The following is a 15006-nucleotide window of genomic DNA, read 5'->3' as shown; positions in this document are numbered from 1 at the left end:
TCGACAGGCTCAGGATGATGTCTCATAGCGCAAATAAAAAGGGGCCCCACGGGGCCCCTCCTCTATTCTTGTTTGCCTTGCAGTCTATTCAGCGGCAGGCGCTGCGATCTTGACGGTGTTCGCCTGGCGGCGGCGCTCGTCGAGGATCAGGTCGTCGCGCTTGGTGGCGATCATCTTGGCCGAGGAGATACCGGCACCGGTACCAGCCGGGATGAGGCGGCCGACGATGACGTTTTCCTTGAGGCCTTCCAGCAAGTCCGCCTTGCCCGAGACAGCAGCCTCGGTGAGCACGCGGGTGGTTTCCTGGAACGACGCCGCCGAAATGAACGAACGCGTCTGCAGCGATGCCTTCGTGATGCCGAGCAGCACCGGGTTGGCTGTCGCCGGCTTCTTGCCTTCGGCAATCAGCGCATCGTTGAGCTCGTCGAAGTCCAGCTTGTCCAGCTGCTCGTCCTTGAGCAGGCCGGAGTCGCCCGGAACCACGATCTCCACCTTCTGCAGCATCTGACGAACGATAACTTCGATATGCTTATCGTTAATCAACACGCCCTGCAGGCGGTAGACTTCCTGGATCTCATTGACGAGGTAGCGTGCCAGTTCCTCGACGCCCTTGATGGCAAGGATGTCGTGCGGAGCCGGGTTGCCGTCGAGGATGTACTCACCCTTCTCAATGGCGTCGCCTTCCTGGAGGTGGAACGGCTTGCCCTTGGGGATCAGGTACTCGACGGGTTCAGCACCCTCTTCGGTCGGCTCGATGATGACGCGACGCTTGTTCTTGTAGTCGCGGCCGAAGCGGATCGTACCATCGATCTCGGCGATGATGGCGTGGTCCTTCGGACGGCGAGCTTCGAACAATTCGGCCACACGCGGCAGACCGCCGGTGATGTCCTTGGTCTTGGCCGACTCCAGCGGAATACGAGCCAGGACGTCACCCGGAGCAACCTTCTCACCCGGCTCGACGGCGATAACCGCGTCGACGGAAAGGAGGTAACGGGCGTCGCCGCCACGTTCCACCTTGGCAACCGAGCCGCCACGAGCGATTGCGAGAGCCGGCTTGAGGTTTTCCCCACGCTGATTGCCGCGCCAATCGATAACGACGCGCTTGGTGAAGCCGGTCGCTTCGTCGGTGTTTTCCGCAACGGAAGCACCATCGACCAGGTCTTCGAACAGGACTTCGCCTTCAACTTCCGCCAGGATCGGACGGGTGTAGGGGTCCCATTCAGCCAAGCGCTGGCCACGACGGACGGTGTCGCCTTCCTTGACCAGGAGCTTGGAGCCGTAGGTCACCTTGTGCGTCGCCCGTTCCTTGCCTTCGTTGTCGACGATGGCGATGGAAACGTTACGCGCCATGACGACCTGGCGGCCACCTTCGACATCGGCGAGGTTCGGGTTGCGAATCTCGACCTTGCCTTCGGCACCGGACTCGAGGAACGAGCTGTCGACCACCTGGGCCGTACCACCGATGTGGAACGTACGCATAGTGAGCTGAGTGCCCGGTTCACCGATCGACTGCGCGGCGATGACGCCCACAGCTTCACCGATATTGACCGGCGTACCACGAGCAAGATCGCGACCGTAGCAGGCGGCACAGCACCCCTGACGCAGGTCGCAGACCAGCGGCGAGCGGATGCGGATCGACTGGATGCGAGCCTCTTCGATCACGTCGACATGCTTTTCCTCTAGCAGCGTGCCCTTGGGAGCGATCAGGTCGCCGGTCAGCGGGTGGAACACATCGTCAGCCGTGGTGCGGCCGAGAACGCGCTGGCCGATCGAAGCAACGATCTGGCCGGCATCGACGATGGGCTCCATGGTGAGGCCGCGCTCGGTGCCGCAATCTTCGGTGATGATGATTGCGTCCTGGGCAACGTCGACGAGACGGCGCGTCAGGTAACCCGAGTTTGCAGTCTTCAAGGCGGTGTCGGCCAGACCCTTGCGGGCACCGTGGGTGGAGTTGAAATACTCCAGCACGTTGAGGCCTTCCTTGAAGTTCGCGGTGATCGGCGTTTCGATGATCGAGCCATCCGGCTTAGCCATCAGGCCGCGCATGCCGGCAAGCTGCTTCATCTGAGCCGGTGAACCACGAGCACCGGAGTGGCTCATCATGTAGACCGAGTTGATCGGCTTCTGACGGCCGGTTTCCTGGTCGACCTGAACGGTGCGGATGGCTTCCATCATCTTTTCAGCGACGGCGTCACCGCACTTGGCCCAGGCGTCCACGACCTTGTTGTACTTTTCGCCCTGGGTGATCAGGCCGTCATTGTACTGCTGCTCGAACTCTTCGACCTGCTTGCGGGTCTGGTCGACCAGCGTGTACTTGGCGGCCGGGATGACCATGTCGTCCTTGCCGAACGAAATGCCGGCGTCGCAGGCATTCTTGAAGCCAAGCTGCATGACGCGGTCACAGAAAATGACCGTCTCCTTCTGGCCGCAACCGCGATACACGGTGTCGATCATCTTGGAGATCATCTTCTTGGTCATCAGCTGGTTTGCCGTGGCAAACGGCACTGCCGGGTTCTGCGGCAGGATCTGACCGATGAGCATGCGGCCCGGGGTCGTTTCCACGATCTCGGTGGTCTTCTTGCCGTCGGCATCCCAAGCGGGCACGCGTGCCTTGATCTTGGTATGGAGGGTGACGACGTTGTTGTCGATCGCGTGCTCGAGTTCGGCATAGGACGCGAACGCCATGCCTTCGCCCGGCTCGCCATCATTCATCAGCGACAGGTAGTAAAGACCCAGCACGATGTCCTGGCTCGGCACGATGATCGGCTGGCCATTGGCAGGATGAAGGATGTTGTTGGTCGACATCATCAGGACGCGCGCTTCCAGCTGCGCTTCGAGCGACAGCGGAACGTGCACGGCCATCTGGTCACCGTCGAAGTCGGCGTTGAAGGCCGAACAGACAAGCGGGTGGAGACGGATCGCCTTGCCTTCGATCAGGATCGGCTCGAAAGCCTGAATACCAAGACGGTGCAGCGTGGGCGCGCGGTTCAGCAGAACCGGATGCTCACGGATGACTTCGTCGAGGATATCCCAGACTTCGGGCTTTTCCTTTTCGACGAGCTTCTTGGCCTGCTTCACAGTCGAGCTGAAGCCCTTGGCTTCGAGGCGCGAATAGATGAAGGGCTTGAAGAGCTCGAGCGCCATCTTCTTTGGAAGACCGCACTGGTGGAGCTTCAGGTTCGGACCCACGGTGATCACCGAACGACCCGAATAGTCGACGCGCTTGCCAAGGAGGTTCTGGCGGAAGCGGCCCTGCTTGCCCTTGAGCATGTCGGAGAGCGACTTAAGCGGACGCTTGTTCGCACCGGTGATGGTGCGGCCACGGCGGCCGTTGTCGAAGAGCGCGTCCACAGCTTCCTGCAGCATGCGCTTTTCGTTGCGGATGATGATGTCCGGGGCGCGGAGCTCGATCAGGCGCTTGAGGCGGTTGTTGCGGTTGATCACGCGACGGTAGAGGTCGTTGAGATCGGACGTCGCAAAGCGGCCGCCATCGAGCGGAACGAGCGGACGCAGTTCCGGTGGGATCACCGGAATGACGGTCATGATCATCCATTCGGGCTTGTTGCCCGAAACGATGAACTGCTCGACGATCTTGAGGCGCTTGGCCAGCTTCTTGGGCTTCAGCTCGGTGGTCGACTCGGCGATTTCCACGCGCAGGTCAGCCGCGATCTTTTCGAGATCGAGGTTGAGGAGGATATCGCGGATCGCTTCAGCGCCGATCTTGGCGGTGAAGGTGTCGGCGCCGTATTCGTCCTGAGCGTCGAGGAACTGCTCTTCGGTCAGAAGCTCGTTCTGTGTGAACGGGGTCAGGCCGGGATCGAGAACGACATAGTTCTCGAAGTAGAGAATGCGTTCGATATCCTTGAGCGTCATGTCGAGCAGCAGGGCGATGCGGCTCGGCAGGGACTTCAGGAACCAGATATGGGCAACCGGAGCGGCGAGCTCGATATGGCCCATGCGCTCACGACGAACGCGGCTGAGGGTAACTTCAACGCCGCACTTTTCGCAGATGACGCCCTTGAACTTCATGCGCTTGTACTTGCCGCACAGGCACTCGTAGTCCTTCACGGGGCCAAAGATGCGCGCGCAGAACAGGCCGTCGCGTTCCGGCTTGAACGTACGGTAGTTGATTGTCTCGGGCTTTTTGATCTCGCCGTAGGACCAGCTCAAAATCTTTTCCGGAGACGCGATCGAGATCTTCATCTGATCGAAGGTCTGAACCGGAACCGACGGGTTGAACGGGTCCATGACGTGGGAATGATGGTTCATCAATTCTCTCCTCTTTCCGTCAGGAGGGGCAAGGCCCGCTCCCTCAGGAAGTGAATGGGGGTAGGAAGTGCCGGATTATTCCGCCGCTTCCTGAGGAGGTGCGAGCTCCGCTTCAGCTCGGGCGTTCTCTTCGAACTCGCGGTTCTCAAGCTCGACATTGAGCCCGAGCGACCGGATTTCCTTGACGAGAACGTTGAAGCTTTCCGGGATGCCCGGCTCGAACGTGTCGTCGCCGCGAACGATCGACTCGTAGACCTTGGTACGGCCGGTGACGTCGTCCGACTTGATGGTGAGCATTTCCTGCAGCGTATAAGCAGCGCCATACGCCTCGAGTGCCCACACTTCCATTTCGCCGAAGCGCTGGCCACCGAACTGCGCCTTGCCGCCCAACGGCTGCTGGGTAACGAGCGAGTACGGTCCGATGGAACGCGCGTGGATCTTGTTGTCCACAAGGTGATCGAGCTTGAGCATATAGATATAGCCCACGGTCACCTGGCGGTCGAACTGCTCACCGGTACGGCCGTCATAGACAGTCGACTGACCCGATGGCTTGAGCCCTGCCCGTTCCAGCATGTCGACGATATCGGCTTCCTTGGCACCGTCGAACACCGGCGTGGCGATCGGCACACCCTTCGAAAGGTGCTCGCCGAGGCGGATCATGCCGTCGTCGTCGAGATCGGATATGGAATTGTCGTTGGCGAACAGTTCCTTGATCTCGGCACGGAGCGGCTTGAGGTCGCCCTTGGCATGGTACTGACGAACCATCTCGTCGATACGCTTACCCATGCCGGCGCAAGCCCAGCCAAGGTGCGTTTCGAGGATCTGGCCCACGTTCATGCGAGACGGCACGCCCAGCGGGTTGAGCACGATATCAACCGACGTACCGTCTTCGAGATACGGCATGTCTTCGACCGGAACGATGCGCGAAACAACGCCCTTGTTGCCGTGACGGCCGGCCATTTTGTCGCCTGGCTGGATCTTGCGCTTGGTGGCGATGAAGACCTTGACCATCTTCATCACGCCCGGCGGAAGTTCGTCACCGCGCTGCAGCTTGTCCACCTTGTCGATGAAGCGCTGCTCGAGAAGACGACGGCTCTCTTCATACTGGGCATGAAGAGCTTCCATCTCGGTCATGACCTTGTCGTCTTCGATGGCGAACTGCCACCACTTCGAACGCGGCTGACCTTCAAAGATCGAGTCATTGAGCTTGGTGCCGACGACATAGCCCTTCGGACCTGCAGTCGCGGCCTTGCCAAACAGCATTTCCTTGAGACGGGCATAGACGTTGCGGTCGAGGATCGACTGCTCGTCGTCGCGGTCCTTGGCCAGGCGCTCGATCTCCTCGCGCTCGATGGCCATGGCGCGCTCGTCCTTGTCGATGCCATGACGGTTAAAGACACGCACTTCCACGACCGTACCGGCGTCGCCCGGGGGCACGCGCAGCGAGGTATCGCGAACGTCGGAGGCCTTTTCACCGAAAATGGCGCGGAGGAGCTTTTCTTCCGGGGTCATCGGCGATTCACCCTTGGGGGTGATCTTGCCGACGAGAATGTCGCCCGGCTGAACTTCGGCACCGATATGCACGATACCAGCTTCGTCGAGGTTCTTCAGCGCTTCTTCCGAAACGTTCGGAATGTCGCGCGTGATTTCTTCCGGACCAAGCTTGGTGTCGCGGGCCATCACTTCATATTCCTCGATGTGGATCGAGGTGAAAACGTCCTGCATCGCGATCTTTTCGCTCAGCAGAATGGAGTCTTCGAAGTTGTAGCCGTTCCAGGGCATGAAGGCGACGAGCACGTTGCGGCCAAGGGCAAGATCGCCCAGTTCCGTCGACGGACCATCGGCGATGATGTCGCCCTGGTTGATGTGGTCGCCAACGACGACCAGCGGACGCTGATTGATACAGGTCGACTGGTTCGAGCGCTGGAACTTCATCAGGTTGTAGATGTCGACGCCCGAACGCGACGCATCGTTTTCTTCCGTTGCACGGATAACGATACGCGTTGCGTCCACCTGGTCGACGATACCGGTGCGCTTGGCGACGATGGCGGCGCCAGAGTCACGGGCCACGACCGACTCCATGCCGGTGCCCACGAAGGGAGCTTCGGCACGCAGCAGCGGCACAGCCTGACGCTGCATGTTCGAACCCATGAGGGCGCGGTTGGCGTCGTCGTTTTCAAGGAACGGGATCAACGATGCGGCAACCGACACCATCTGCTTGGGGGAAACGTCCATGAGGTCGACGTTTTCCTTGGGCGTCAGGCCGTTGTCGCCGGCATGGCGCGCAACCACGAGGTCGTTCTCGAGCTCGCCATCCTTGGTGAAGGTGACGTTGGCCTGAGCGACGTAGTGCTTGGCCTCTTCCATGGCGGAGAGGTAGACCACTTCATCGCTGAGCTTGCCGTCGACGATCTTGCGGTACGGGGTTTCGATGAAACCGTACTTGTTGACGCGCGCAAAGGTCGAGAGCGAGTTGATCAGACCGATATTGGGGCCTTCCGGCGTTTCGATCGGGCAGATACGGCCGTAGTGGGTCGGGTGCACGTCGCGGACTTCAAAGCCTGCACGCTCACGGGTGAGACCGCCCGGCCCAAGAGCCGAAAGACGGCGCTTGTGGGTGATTTCCGAAAGCGGGTTAGTCTGGTCCATGAACTGCGACAGCTGCGACGAGCCGAAGAACTCGCGCACGGCTGCGGCAGCCGGCTTGGCGTTGATCAGGTCCTGCGGCATGACCGTGTCGATTTCGACCGAGCTCATGCGCTCCTTGATGGCGCGTTCCATACGGAGCAGGCCAAGGCGGTAGGAGTTTTCCATGAGTTCGCCGACGGAGCGAACACGGCGGTTGCCGAGGTTATCGATGTCGTCGATTTCGCCACGGCCATCGCGCAGGTCGACCAGGGTGCGGACGACTTCGACAATGTCTTCCTTGCGGAGGGTCCGCATGGTGTCGGGCGCATCGAGCTCGAGGCGCATGTTCATCTTGACGCGGCCCACAGCGGACAGGTCATAGCGCTCGCTGTCGAAGAACAGCGACTGGAACATGGCTTCGGCCGTGTCGACGGTCGGCGGTTCACCCGGACGCATGACGCGGTAGATGTCGAAGAGCGCGTCTTCGCGGCTCTCGTTCTTGTCCACGGCCAGCGTGTTGCGGATATAGGCGCCGATGGTGATGTGGTCGATGTCGAGGATCGGCAGCTCGTCAAAGCCAAGGCCAACCAGCTTGGTCAGCAGCTTTTCGTCGAGCTCGTCGCCGGCTTCGGCATAGATCTCGCCGGTCTTGAGGTTGACGAGGTCCTGCGCGACATACATGCCGTAAAGGTCTTCGTCGACGGCCAGCAGGTGGGTGAGGCCTTCTTCGGCTAGCTTCTTGGCCTGACGGGCGGAGAGCTTCTTGCCACCTTCATGAACGACGTCGCCGGTCTTGGCGTCGACGAGATCGTGGGTCGGCTTTGCGCCCTTCCACTTCTCGGCGTCGTAAGGCACGCGCCAGCCCTTGTCGGACTTTTCGTAGTTCAGCGTCGTGTAATAGGTGTCGAGGATTTCCTCGGCATCCATGCCGAGCGCCTTGAGCAGCGAGGTGACCGGGATCTTGCGACGGCGATCGATACGCGCATAGACGATGTCCTTGGCGTCGAATTCGATATCGAGCCAGGAACCGCGGTACGGGATGATACGGCCGGCAAACAGCAGCTTGCCGGAAGAGTGGGTCTTGCCCTTGTCGTGGTCGAAGAACACACCGGGCGAACGATGCATCTGCGAGACGATGACGCGCTCGGTGCCGTTGACGATGAAGGTGCCGTTCGACGTCATGAAGGGCATGTCGCCCATGTAGACGTCCTGCTCCTTGATGTCCTTGACCGAGCGGGCGCCGGTTTCTTCGTCCACCTCGAACACGATCAGCCGCAGCGTGACCTTGAGCGGGGCAGCAAACGTGATGTCGCGCGCACGGCACTCGTCGATGTCATACTTTGGCTGCTCGAATTCGTAGCGCACGAATTCAAGGCTTGCCGTGTTCGAGAAGTCGGTGATCGGGAACACCGAGCGGAACACGGACTGCAGACCTTCGTCGCCGCGGCCGCCCTTGGGCTCGTCGACCAGAAGGAACTGATCATAGGAAGCCTTTTGGACTTCGATCAGGTTTGGCATCTCCGTGACTTCGCGGATCGTACCGAAGGACTTGCGTACCTTGCGGCGGCCGTTGAACGTGGTAGCCATGAAAGCTCCTGTTTTCGTTATGTCGTCCGGAACGAAAAGGCAGGGAGAACCTTTTCTGGGACGCGCATTGGTCTCGGAGGCAGATATCCAAAGACCCGACTATCAGCCGTCGGCGCTCGGGATATATGCCTGGCAGTCAATTCATCGGACCAAACCGATGCCGCCGATCTCGCCTCCGGTCCGAAGAGGCAGGATCACACCAGCGTGAAAAGCGACTAAATCCCCGCTCGCAGGCAAGCCCACGGCGAGGTCATCAGAGGCTTCAAGCTGCCTGCGACATCCAAAATCGTCATATATTTCCGCAAATTGTCGCCTAACCCATCCAATCGGTCCGGCGAATCGTCCCGCAAGAAACGGGAAAGCGAGATGGCACATAAAGCGCCATCTCGCCTAAATCAAGGCAGAACCTGAAATTACTTGAGGTCGACCTTGGCGCCGGCAGCTTCAAGCTTCTTCTTGATGTCTTCGGCTTCAGCCTTCGACGCGCCTTCCTTGACGGCCTTCGGAGCGCCTTCAACCAGAGCCTTGGCTTCGCCGAGACCCAGGCCGGTGATGGCACGGACTTCCTTAATGACGTTGATCTTGTTGTCGCCGAAGGAGGCGAGGATCACGTCGAATTCGGTCTTTTCTTCAGCGGCCGGAGCGGCAGCACCACCGCCAGCCGCGGGAGCGGCTGCAACCGGAGCGGCGGCGGAAACGCCCCACTTTTCTTCCAGCATCTTGGACAGCTCGGAAGCTTCCAGGACGGTCAGGGCAGACAGGTCGTCAACGAGTTTGGCGAGATCAGCCATTTGATAAATCTCTCTTTTAAGATGTTCAGTTCAAACCGGTCCCGAAGGACCAGGAGGTTACGCTGCTTCGTTGCTCTTTTCCGCATGAGCGGCCAGAACACGCGCGATACCGCCAGCCGGAGCGACGATGACGGACGCGATACGCGTTGCGGGCTGCTTGAGCATCCCGGCGAGCGTGGCGCGCAGTTCATCGAGCGAGGGCATGGTCGACAGGGCCTTGACGCTGTTGGCGTCGAGTGCGGTCTTGCCCATGACGCCGCCGAGAACGACATACTTGGCGTTCTTGTCGGCAAACTTCTGCGCCAGCTTGGGCGCAGTCATGGGGTCTTCCGCATAGGCGATGACGATCGGACCGGTAAACAGGTCCGAGATGTCCGCGTGATCGGTGTCTTTCAGAGCAAGCTTGGCAAGACGGTTCTTAGCGATCTTGACGTGACCACCGGCGCCCTTCACCTCACGGCGAAGCGACTCCAGGTTTGCCACGGTCAGACCGGTATTTTGCGCAAGGACGATCGATCCAGCGCCCGCAAGGGCAGTCTGAAGCGATGCGACAAGCTCACGCTTTTCCGCTCTTTCCACTGCTAGTCTCCACATTGAGCCCGGCATAGTCGAACCGGGCCATTGCCAATTGCTGCCCCCTGCCCTTGCGGGAAGGGAAACAACGGTTAGTGCCTGCCAACCGAGTGCCCCTGGGGGCAACTGGCTTAGGTTCGAACACAAACATCTTGAGCCATTCGGCTCGGAATGCTTGGGTCTTCACCCCGTCTATTGCTGGCTCCGGATGGAATTAACGGCTTGGGGCCGACCGGCAGTCTGGGACAGGACTTAACGTCACCCGAGGGTGACGAAACCGGGCGGCGAACCGCCCGGAATTCTTTTAGAGAGCCGTACCGGGCTCGACATGCACGCCCGGGCCCATGGTGGAGCTGACCGAAACGCGCTTGACATAGGTGCCCTTGGCACCAGCCGGCTTGGACTTCACGACGGCGTCGGTGAAGGCCTTGATGTTCTGAAGCAGCGCGTCTTCCGAGAACGACACCTTGCCAACACCGGCGTGGATGATACCGGCCTTTTCGACGCGGTATTCAACAGCGCCGCCCTTGGCAGCGCCGACAGCGCCCTTGACGTCCATGGTCACGGTGCCGACCTTAGGGTTCGGCATCAGGTTGCGCGGCCCGAGGATCTTACCGAGACGGCCGACTAGCGGCATCATGTCCGGGGTGGCGATGCAGCGATCGAAATCGAGCTTGCCGCCCTGGATGGTTTCCAGGAGGTCTTCCGCACCAACGATGTCAGCACCGGCAGCGCGGGCTTCGTCAGCCTTGGCGCCACGGGCGAACACGGCGACGCGAACGGTCTTGCCGGTGCCGTTTGGCAGGGACACGACGCCGCGGACCATCTGGTCAGCGTGGCGCGGGTCGACGCCCAGGTTCATCGCGATTTCGATGGTTTCGTCGAACTTGGCCGAGGCGCGAGCCTTGACCATCTTCACGGCATCTTCGAGGCCGTAGAGCTTGTTGCGATCGATGCCTTCGCGGGCCTTAACAGTCTTCTTGCCAGCCATCTATCAACCCTCGACCTGGATGCCCATGGAACGGGCGGAGCCTGCAATCATCGAAATCGCGGCATCGATGTTGTCGGCGTTAAGATCAACCATCTTCTTTTCGGCGATTTCGCGCAGCTGTGCCTGCGTGATCGTGCCAGCCGAATCCTTGCCCGGAAGCTTGGAGCCAGACTTGAGGTTGACGGCCTTCTTGATGAAGTAGGTGACGGGCGGCTGCTTCATCACGAAGGTGAAGCTCTTGTCCGCATAGGCCGTGATCACGACCGGGATGGGAGCACCCTTCTCGATTTCCTGCGTGGCCGCATTGAAGGCCTTGCAGAATTCCATGATGTTGAGACCGCGCTGACCCAGAGCCGGGCCGATCGGGGGAGACGGGGTAGCCGAACCTGCAGCAACCTGCAGCTTGACGTAGCCGGTAACTTTCTTTGCCATTTTCTATCCTCTGTGTGCCCCGGAGGGCAGTTGAGCCGTGGTGCGGTTTCCTGGCGCTTGGCAAAGCGCCATCCCCTTCCACGGTTTTCCCACGCGGATCGCTCCGCAAGGGTGATCAGACCTTTTCGACCTGACCGTATTCGAGCTCCACCGGAGTGGGGCGACCGAAAATCGAGACCTCGACCTTGAGGCGCGAGCGTTCCTCGTCCACCTCTTCGACGACGCCGTTGAAGCTGGCGAAGGGACCATCCGACACGCGGACGTTTTCGCCCACTTCGAAGCTGACAGAGGGCTTGGGATGATCCACGCCTTCCTGCACCTGCTGCAGGATCGACATGGCCTCGCGCTCCGAGATCGGCATCGGCTTGTTGTCCGCGCCGAGGAAACCGGTGACCTTGGGCGTGTTCTTGATCAGATGGAACGCCTCGTCGGTCATGTCCATCTTCACCAGCACATAGCCCGGGAAGAACTTGCGCTCGGCATCGACCTTGCGGCCACGACGGATCTCGACGACCTTTTCGGTCGGCACGATCACGTCTTCAAACAGGTGCTCGAGCTTCTTCTGCGCAACCTTCTGGCGGATATCTTCCGCCACCTTGCGCTCGAAGTTCGAGTAAGCCTGAACGATGTACCAGCGCTTGGCCATGGACGGGTCGCCGCTCCCAAAATCTAGATAAATGAACCGACTAGCGGATCGACAGCATCAAGCTCACGAGAAACGAAATGACCTGATCGGCGATCAGAAAGAACAGGCTGGCCAAAAGGACGAGAACCAGAACCATGATGGTGGAAATCACCACTTCGTTCCGGCCCGGCCAGGTGACCTTGCTGACTTCCGTGCGAACCTGCTGAAGAAACTGGACTGGGTTCGTGCGGGCCATGGGCAAATCTACTCGAGTATCTTGGTGCAAAACCAAAGGCCGCGCAGCTGCCCGCACGGCTAGAGACCGGCTATCTAGAGGCTTTGGATCGAGATTGCAACAGCCAGTCAAAAAGGAATCGACGGGGCTGCCCAAGTCGAGAGTGTAAAAATTTCGTTAAGCATAGAGCTGGAAATGACGGAATCCACTTGCGCGCGAGATGCCGTTCGGATTTGGATGAAATGTGCCCAAAACGTGGCAAGCTCTGGAGGGGGCGATGTCGTTCGAGGTCATTGGTTGCCAATTGCTGCATTTCGGCCCGCATAAGGCCATTGCCAATCGCATCACCGGAGCCGTGCGTGTGCGCATCCGTGAATACTTGCTGGGCAACGTCACCGAGTATTCGCTGGATCTCAAGGTCAAGGCAGACTGCGGCCATGTTCCGCACGAGCAGGTTCGCACAGCCCTGCTCGCTCATGCCGCCCATCAGCTCAACAAACTAAAAAGCCGCCACGTCGACAAATTGCCCGTGGCGGCTGAATAGCCAATCCGTAACCGGACGGCTTCCGATCAGTTCAGCGTCGCCGGTGGTACAGTCATGCCCAGAGCGCTAATGCAATAGCCGCTGGACGCAGTGCGTTCGGCGAGACCGAGATTGCACAATTGTTCGCCCAACTCGTCGGGCAATGTGGATGGTCCGTTTGAGCAGAGCATCATCAAAGCCTGGCGCTGCGAAGCGGTAAGATTGGTCCAATGCAGGTTCATGATGGTTCCTCCGTAGTTTGCGCCAATGCGCGGAGGTGCTGGCCGGTTCCACTTCGTTAAAAATGTTAACGTTTGTCTCAAGAGCCTTCCGGGCGCCACACGGTTTCAGTGCGCATATCGGCGTCCTGCACCACCACCTCGATTTCGGGATCATTCTGCTCCCGGGCGTCTGCAATCGCCGACTCAATTGCTTCTTCTCGCGTCTTGAACGGGGCTGTGACGCTGCCGCGGTAGCTGTACTGCCAAGACGAGTCTCTTAGATAAACGATGAAATGGCGCTCGCTCATCTTCTTCCTCCATGCTCGCCTTTAACGCTGGAAACCACTTGGCGTTGCTTGCGTGCGAGCTGGCTTCGCCCCATCTGTGACGGAACCGCGCGTTCAGGAGCTCGTTTTATCGGCACAGCATTTGCGTTGCTGCAACGCTCCTAAGTTGGTTCCCGGCCCATGCACTCTCGTTGGGGACTGACTATAGAACATAAAATGCCAACCAAAGCGTTAGGGTCTCCTTCGGGCGACTCGCGCGACGGGAAAAGAATGAACGACGACCGCCGACAAGCCACTCGCATCCCCACCGATCTCGACGCTGTCGTTGTTTCCAACGATGGCCTTGATCGCGTGCCGGCTCGGCTCGTCGATCAGTCGGCCGGCGGTGTTCGCATTCGACTGGACAGCGACGTCAAGATCGGCAGCGGCTGCTATCTTCTGTTCGGCAATCGCATTGAGCCATTCCGCGTTGTGTGGCGGGCTAGCCAGTCGCTTGGCCTGGCTTTCACCGGTTAAGGTTTGAAAACGGCTCAAGCGCCTCTTGCGCCCTTCAGCCTTTACGATTAGACACGGCCTCGCCTGGAGGGGTTTAGCTCAGTTGGTAGAGCATCGGTCTCCAAAACCGAGGGTCGTGGGTTCGAGTCCCCCAGCCCCTGCCAGGCATTCGGTCGTCGAGCCATCGCTCCAGCCGGTGTTCAGCATCTAACTTGCACCTTTATCCTCCGTCCGGAGGATGATCCAGGCCTTGGCGGCATGCTTGGCTGCGGCGTCGATTTTGGAGCCGCCATGCCCGTCCTCCTCGCCTTTGTGCCACTCTCCTCGTCCTCGCCGCGTTCACTGCCGCGGCGGAGGCACAAGCCATCGTGCCACCCGCACTGGGCGTCCCGCCGGACGGACTTTATAGCTGCAGCGCCATTTCGGGCACTATGTTCATAACCTATGGCGACCTCACCCTGAGCCAAGGCCGCTATGAAGGCTTTGGCAGCTCTGGCGACCTCGGCATCTACCCCGATGACACGCTTTCCTTCATGGACGGGCTCGAGCTCCTCCCCGACATCACCGACGTTCGCTATTATCGCAGCACCACCGGCGAAGGCGTTCTCGGCATCTCCTACACATCCCAAAGCGGCTGGGGCATGTCGATGGACTGCTACATTCAATAGCGATGGGTTGGGAGATTTGGAGCGGGTAGCGGGAATCGAACCCGCGTATTCAGCTTGGAAGGCTGCTGCTCTACCATTGAGCTATACCCGCCCGTCAGGGCGAAACCTGCCTGTCGATTAGCGCGATCCGTGCGTGGCTGGCAAGAGGAGCAAGCCTTTGGCGGGGAGAAAAGAAAGGGCGTGGCTTTTTCTTGGGGCATAGGTCGCTTGGGTGTTGACACCTTTGCGACAGCCAACCATAAACCGCCCCGACGAATGCGGAAGCGTTCGGTTCCTGCCTCAAAGTTTGTGGAGGGGTGGGAGAGTGGTTAAATCCATCAGACTGTAAATCTGACGCCTCAGGCTACACTGGTTCGAATCCAGTCCCCTCCACCATCCCCCGCTAAATCAAGCCGCCGCACTGCCCTGGTTCTTGAGGCTACACCCTGTCTCGGCAGCACGCTTCATGCGCACGATCAGGTTGTGATGAGCGACGATCAGCTTGCCGATGTCCTTGGCGCGAGCCGGATGTTGGCGCCCCAGATCGATCAGAAGTCGCGCTTCGGCGGTGAGCAGTGCCGCGACCTCCTCCGGATCATCGGTGATGCGCGACATCCAGCGCCAGGCACGCAGCGTCTGAACTGATTTCTGCAACCGTGTATCGAGATCGACCGTCTCGTCCACCGCGGCTCCCCCTCGTAT

At 59.8% G+C, this 15006-nt stretch carries 14 protein-coding genes and 3 tRNA genes; 5 read left to right on the top strand and 12 right to left on the bottom strand.

The features are described from left to right. Positions 1-84: 84 nt before the first annotated feature. The 8 genes from rpoC to secE all read right to left on the bottom strand — a co-directional run bounded on the left by rpoC (position 85) and on the right by secE (position 12152). On the bottom strand, positions 85-4269 hold the full coding sequence (rpoC, locus tag JI748_RS05395; RefSeq protein WP_201635775.1) for a DNA-directed RNA polymerase subunit beta': 4185 nt from the start codon (positions 4267-4269) through the stop codon (positions 85-87). Positions 4270-4344: 75 nt separating this feature from the next. Beyond that, on the bottom strand, positions 4345-8484 hold the full coding sequence (gene rpoB, locus JI748_RS05390; RefSeq protein ID WP_201635773.1) for a DNA-directed RNA polymerase subunit beta: 4140 nt from the start codon (positions 8482-8484) through the stop codon (positions 4345-4347). Positions 8485-8897: 413 nt separating this feature from the next. Beyond that, complete coding sequence (rplL, locus tag JI748_RS05385; protein WP_164534040.1) at positions 8898-9275, bottom strand: 50S ribosomal protein L7/L12; 378 nt, start codon at positions 9273-9275, stop codon at positions 8898-8900. 57 nt (positions 9276-9332) lie between these two features. Beyond that, positions 9333-9854, bottom strand: a complete 522-nt coding sequence (rplJ, locus tag JI748_RS05380) for a 50S ribosomal protein L10 (protein WP_164534041.1) — start codon at positions 9852-9854, stop codon at positions 9333-9335. Positions 9855-10152: 298 nt separating this feature from the next. After that, positions 10153-10839, bottom strand: coding sequence for a 50S ribosomal protein L1 (rplA, locus tag JI748_RS05375; RefSeq protein WP_201635771.1), 687 nt, complete (start codon positions 10837-10839; stop codon positions 10153-10155). 3 nt (positions 10840-10842) lie between these two features. Further along, complete coding sequence (gene rplK, locus JI748_RS05370) at positions 10843-11271, bottom strand: 50S ribosomal protein L11 (RefSeq protein ID WP_164534043.1); 429 nt, start codon at positions 11269-11271, stop codon at positions 10843-10845. Between the two features lie 115 nt (positions 11272-11386). Next, a complete protein-coding gene (gene nusG, locus JI748_RS05365) occupies positions 11387-11917 on the bottom strand; it encodes a transcription termination/antitermination protein NusG (RefSeq protein WP_164534044.1) in 531 nt (176 codons plus the stop codon). Positions 11918-11957: 40 nt separating this feature from the next. After that, positions 11958-12152, bottom strand: coding sequence for a preprotein translocase subunit SecE (gene secE / locus JI748_RS05360; protein WP_164534045.1), 195 nt, complete (start codon positions 12150-12152; stop codon positions 11958-11960). A 256-nt stretch (positions 12153-12408) separates the two neighbouring features. Between secE and JI748_RS05355 the strand changes: the two genes are divergently transcribed. Then, on the top strand, positions 12409-12675 hold the full coding sequence (locus JI748_RS05355) for a hypothetical protein (RefSeq protein ID WP_201635769.1): 267 nt from the start codon (positions 12409-12411) through the stop codon (positions 12673-12675). 26 nt (positions 12676-12701) lie between these two features. On the opposite strand, the gene JI748_RS05350 is transcribed toward JI748_RS05355, so the two are convergent. Both JI748_RS05350 and JI748_RS05345 read right to left on the bottom strand, forming a co-directional pair. Next, entirely contained in the window at positions 12702-12896 is a 195-nt protein-coding gene (locus tag JI748_RS05350; RefSeq protein ID WP_201635767.1) for a hypothetical protein, read from the bottom strand. A gap of 77 nt (positions 12897-12973) precedes the next feature. Then, positions 12974-13183, bottom strand: coding sequence for a DUF2188 domain-containing protein (locus JI748_RS05345; protein WP_201635765.1), 210 nt, complete (start codon positions 13181-13183; stop codon positions 12974-12976). A 249-nt stretch (positions 13184-13432) separates the two neighbouring features. Between JI748_RS05345 and JI748_RS05340 the strand changes: the two genes are divergently transcribed. The 3 genes from JI748_RS05340 to JI748_RS05330 all read left to right on the top strand — a co-directional run bounded on the left by JI748_RS05340 (position 13433) and on the right by JI748_RS05330 (position 14325). After that, the gene (locus JI748_RS05340; RefSeq protein WP_201635763.1) at positions 13433-13678 is read left to right on the top strand and encodes a PilZ domain-containing protein; all 246 of its coding nucleotides are present in this window, start codon (positions 13433-13435) and stop codon (positions 13676-13678) included. A gap of 67 nt (positions 13679-13745) precedes the next feature. Then, a tRNA-Trp gene (locus JI748_RS05335) sits at positions 13746-13821 on the top strand. Between the two features lie 204 nt (positions 13822-14025). Then, entirely contained in the window at positions 14026-14325 is a 300-nt protein-coding gene (locus tag JI748_RS05330) for a hypothetical protein (RefSeq protein ID WP_201635761.1), read from the top strand. A gap of 17 nt (positions 14326-14342) precedes the next feature. Here JI748_RS05330 and JI748_RS05325 read toward each other — a convergent pair. After that, positions 14343-14416: transfer RNA gene (locus tag JI748_RS05325), tRNA-Gly, on the bottom strand. A gap of 199 nt (positions 14417-14615) precedes the next feature. Between JI748_RS05325 and JI748_RS05320 the strand changes: the two genes are divergently transcribed. Continuing rightward, positions 14616-14700: transfer RNA gene (locus JI748_RS05320), tRNA-Tyr, on the top strand. 12 nt (positions 14701-14712) lie between these two features. On the opposite strand, the gene JI748_RS05315 is transcribed toward JI748_RS05320, so the two are convergent. Beyond that, positions 14713-14988, bottom strand: a complete 276-nt coding sequence (locus JI748_RS05315; protein ID WP_201635759.1) for a hypothetical protein — start codon at positions 14986-14988, stop codon at positions 14713-14715. Between the last annotated feature and the right edge of the window lie 18 nt (positions 14989-15006).

It is taken from the genome of Devosia rhizoryzae (assembly GCF_016698665.1).
In the GTDB taxonomy this organism is placed as follows: domain Bacteria; phylum Pseudomonadota; class Alphaproteobacteria; order Rhizobiales; family Devosiaceae; genus Devosia; species Devosia rhizoryzae.
This window is presented reverse-complemented; position numbering and strand designations above follow the sequence as displayed.

Coding starts and splice junctions, on each gene's coding strand:
- JI748_RS05340 (WP_201635763.1), top strand. CDS start 13,433: ATGAACGACGACCGCCGACAAGCCACTCGCATCCCCACCGATCTCGAC.
- JI748_RS05355 (WP_201635769.1), top strand. CDS start 12,409: ATGTCGTTCGAGGTCATTGGTTGCCAATTGCTGCATTTCGGCCCGCAT.
- secE (WP_164534045.1), bottom strand. CDS start 12,152: ATGGCCCGCACGAACCCAGTCCAGTTTCTTCAGCAGGTTCGCACGGAA.
- rpoB (WP_201635773.1), bottom strand. CDS start 8,484: ATGGCTACCACGTTCAACGGCCGCCGCAAGGTACGCAAGTCCTTCGGT.
- nusG (WP_164534044.1), bottom strand. CDS start 11,917: ATGGCCAAGCGCTGGTACATCGTTCAGGCTTACTCGAACTTCGAGCGC.
- JI748_RS05350 (WP_201635767.1), bottom strand. CDS start 12,896: ATGAACCTGCATTGGACCAATCTTACCGCTTCGCAGCGCCAGGCTTTG.
- rplA (WP_201635771.1), bottom strand. CDS start 10,839: ATGGCTGGCAAGAAGACTGTTAAGGCCCGCGAAGGCATCGATCGCAAC.
- rpoC (WP_201635775.1), bottom strand. CDS start 4,269: ATGAACCATCATTCCCACGTCATGGACCCGTTCAACCCGTCGGTTCCG.
- rplL (WP_164534040.1), bottom strand. CDS start 9,275: ATGGCTGATCTCGCCAAACTCGTTGACGACCTGTCTGCCCTGACCGTC.
- rplK (WP_164534043.1), bottom strand. CDS start 11,271: ATGGCAAAGAAAGTTACCGGCTACGTCAAGCTGCAGGTTGCTGCAGGT.
- JI748_RS05345 (WP_201635765.1), bottom strand. CDS start 13,183: ATGAGCGAGCGCCATTTCATCGTTTATCTAAGAGACTCGTCTTGGCAG.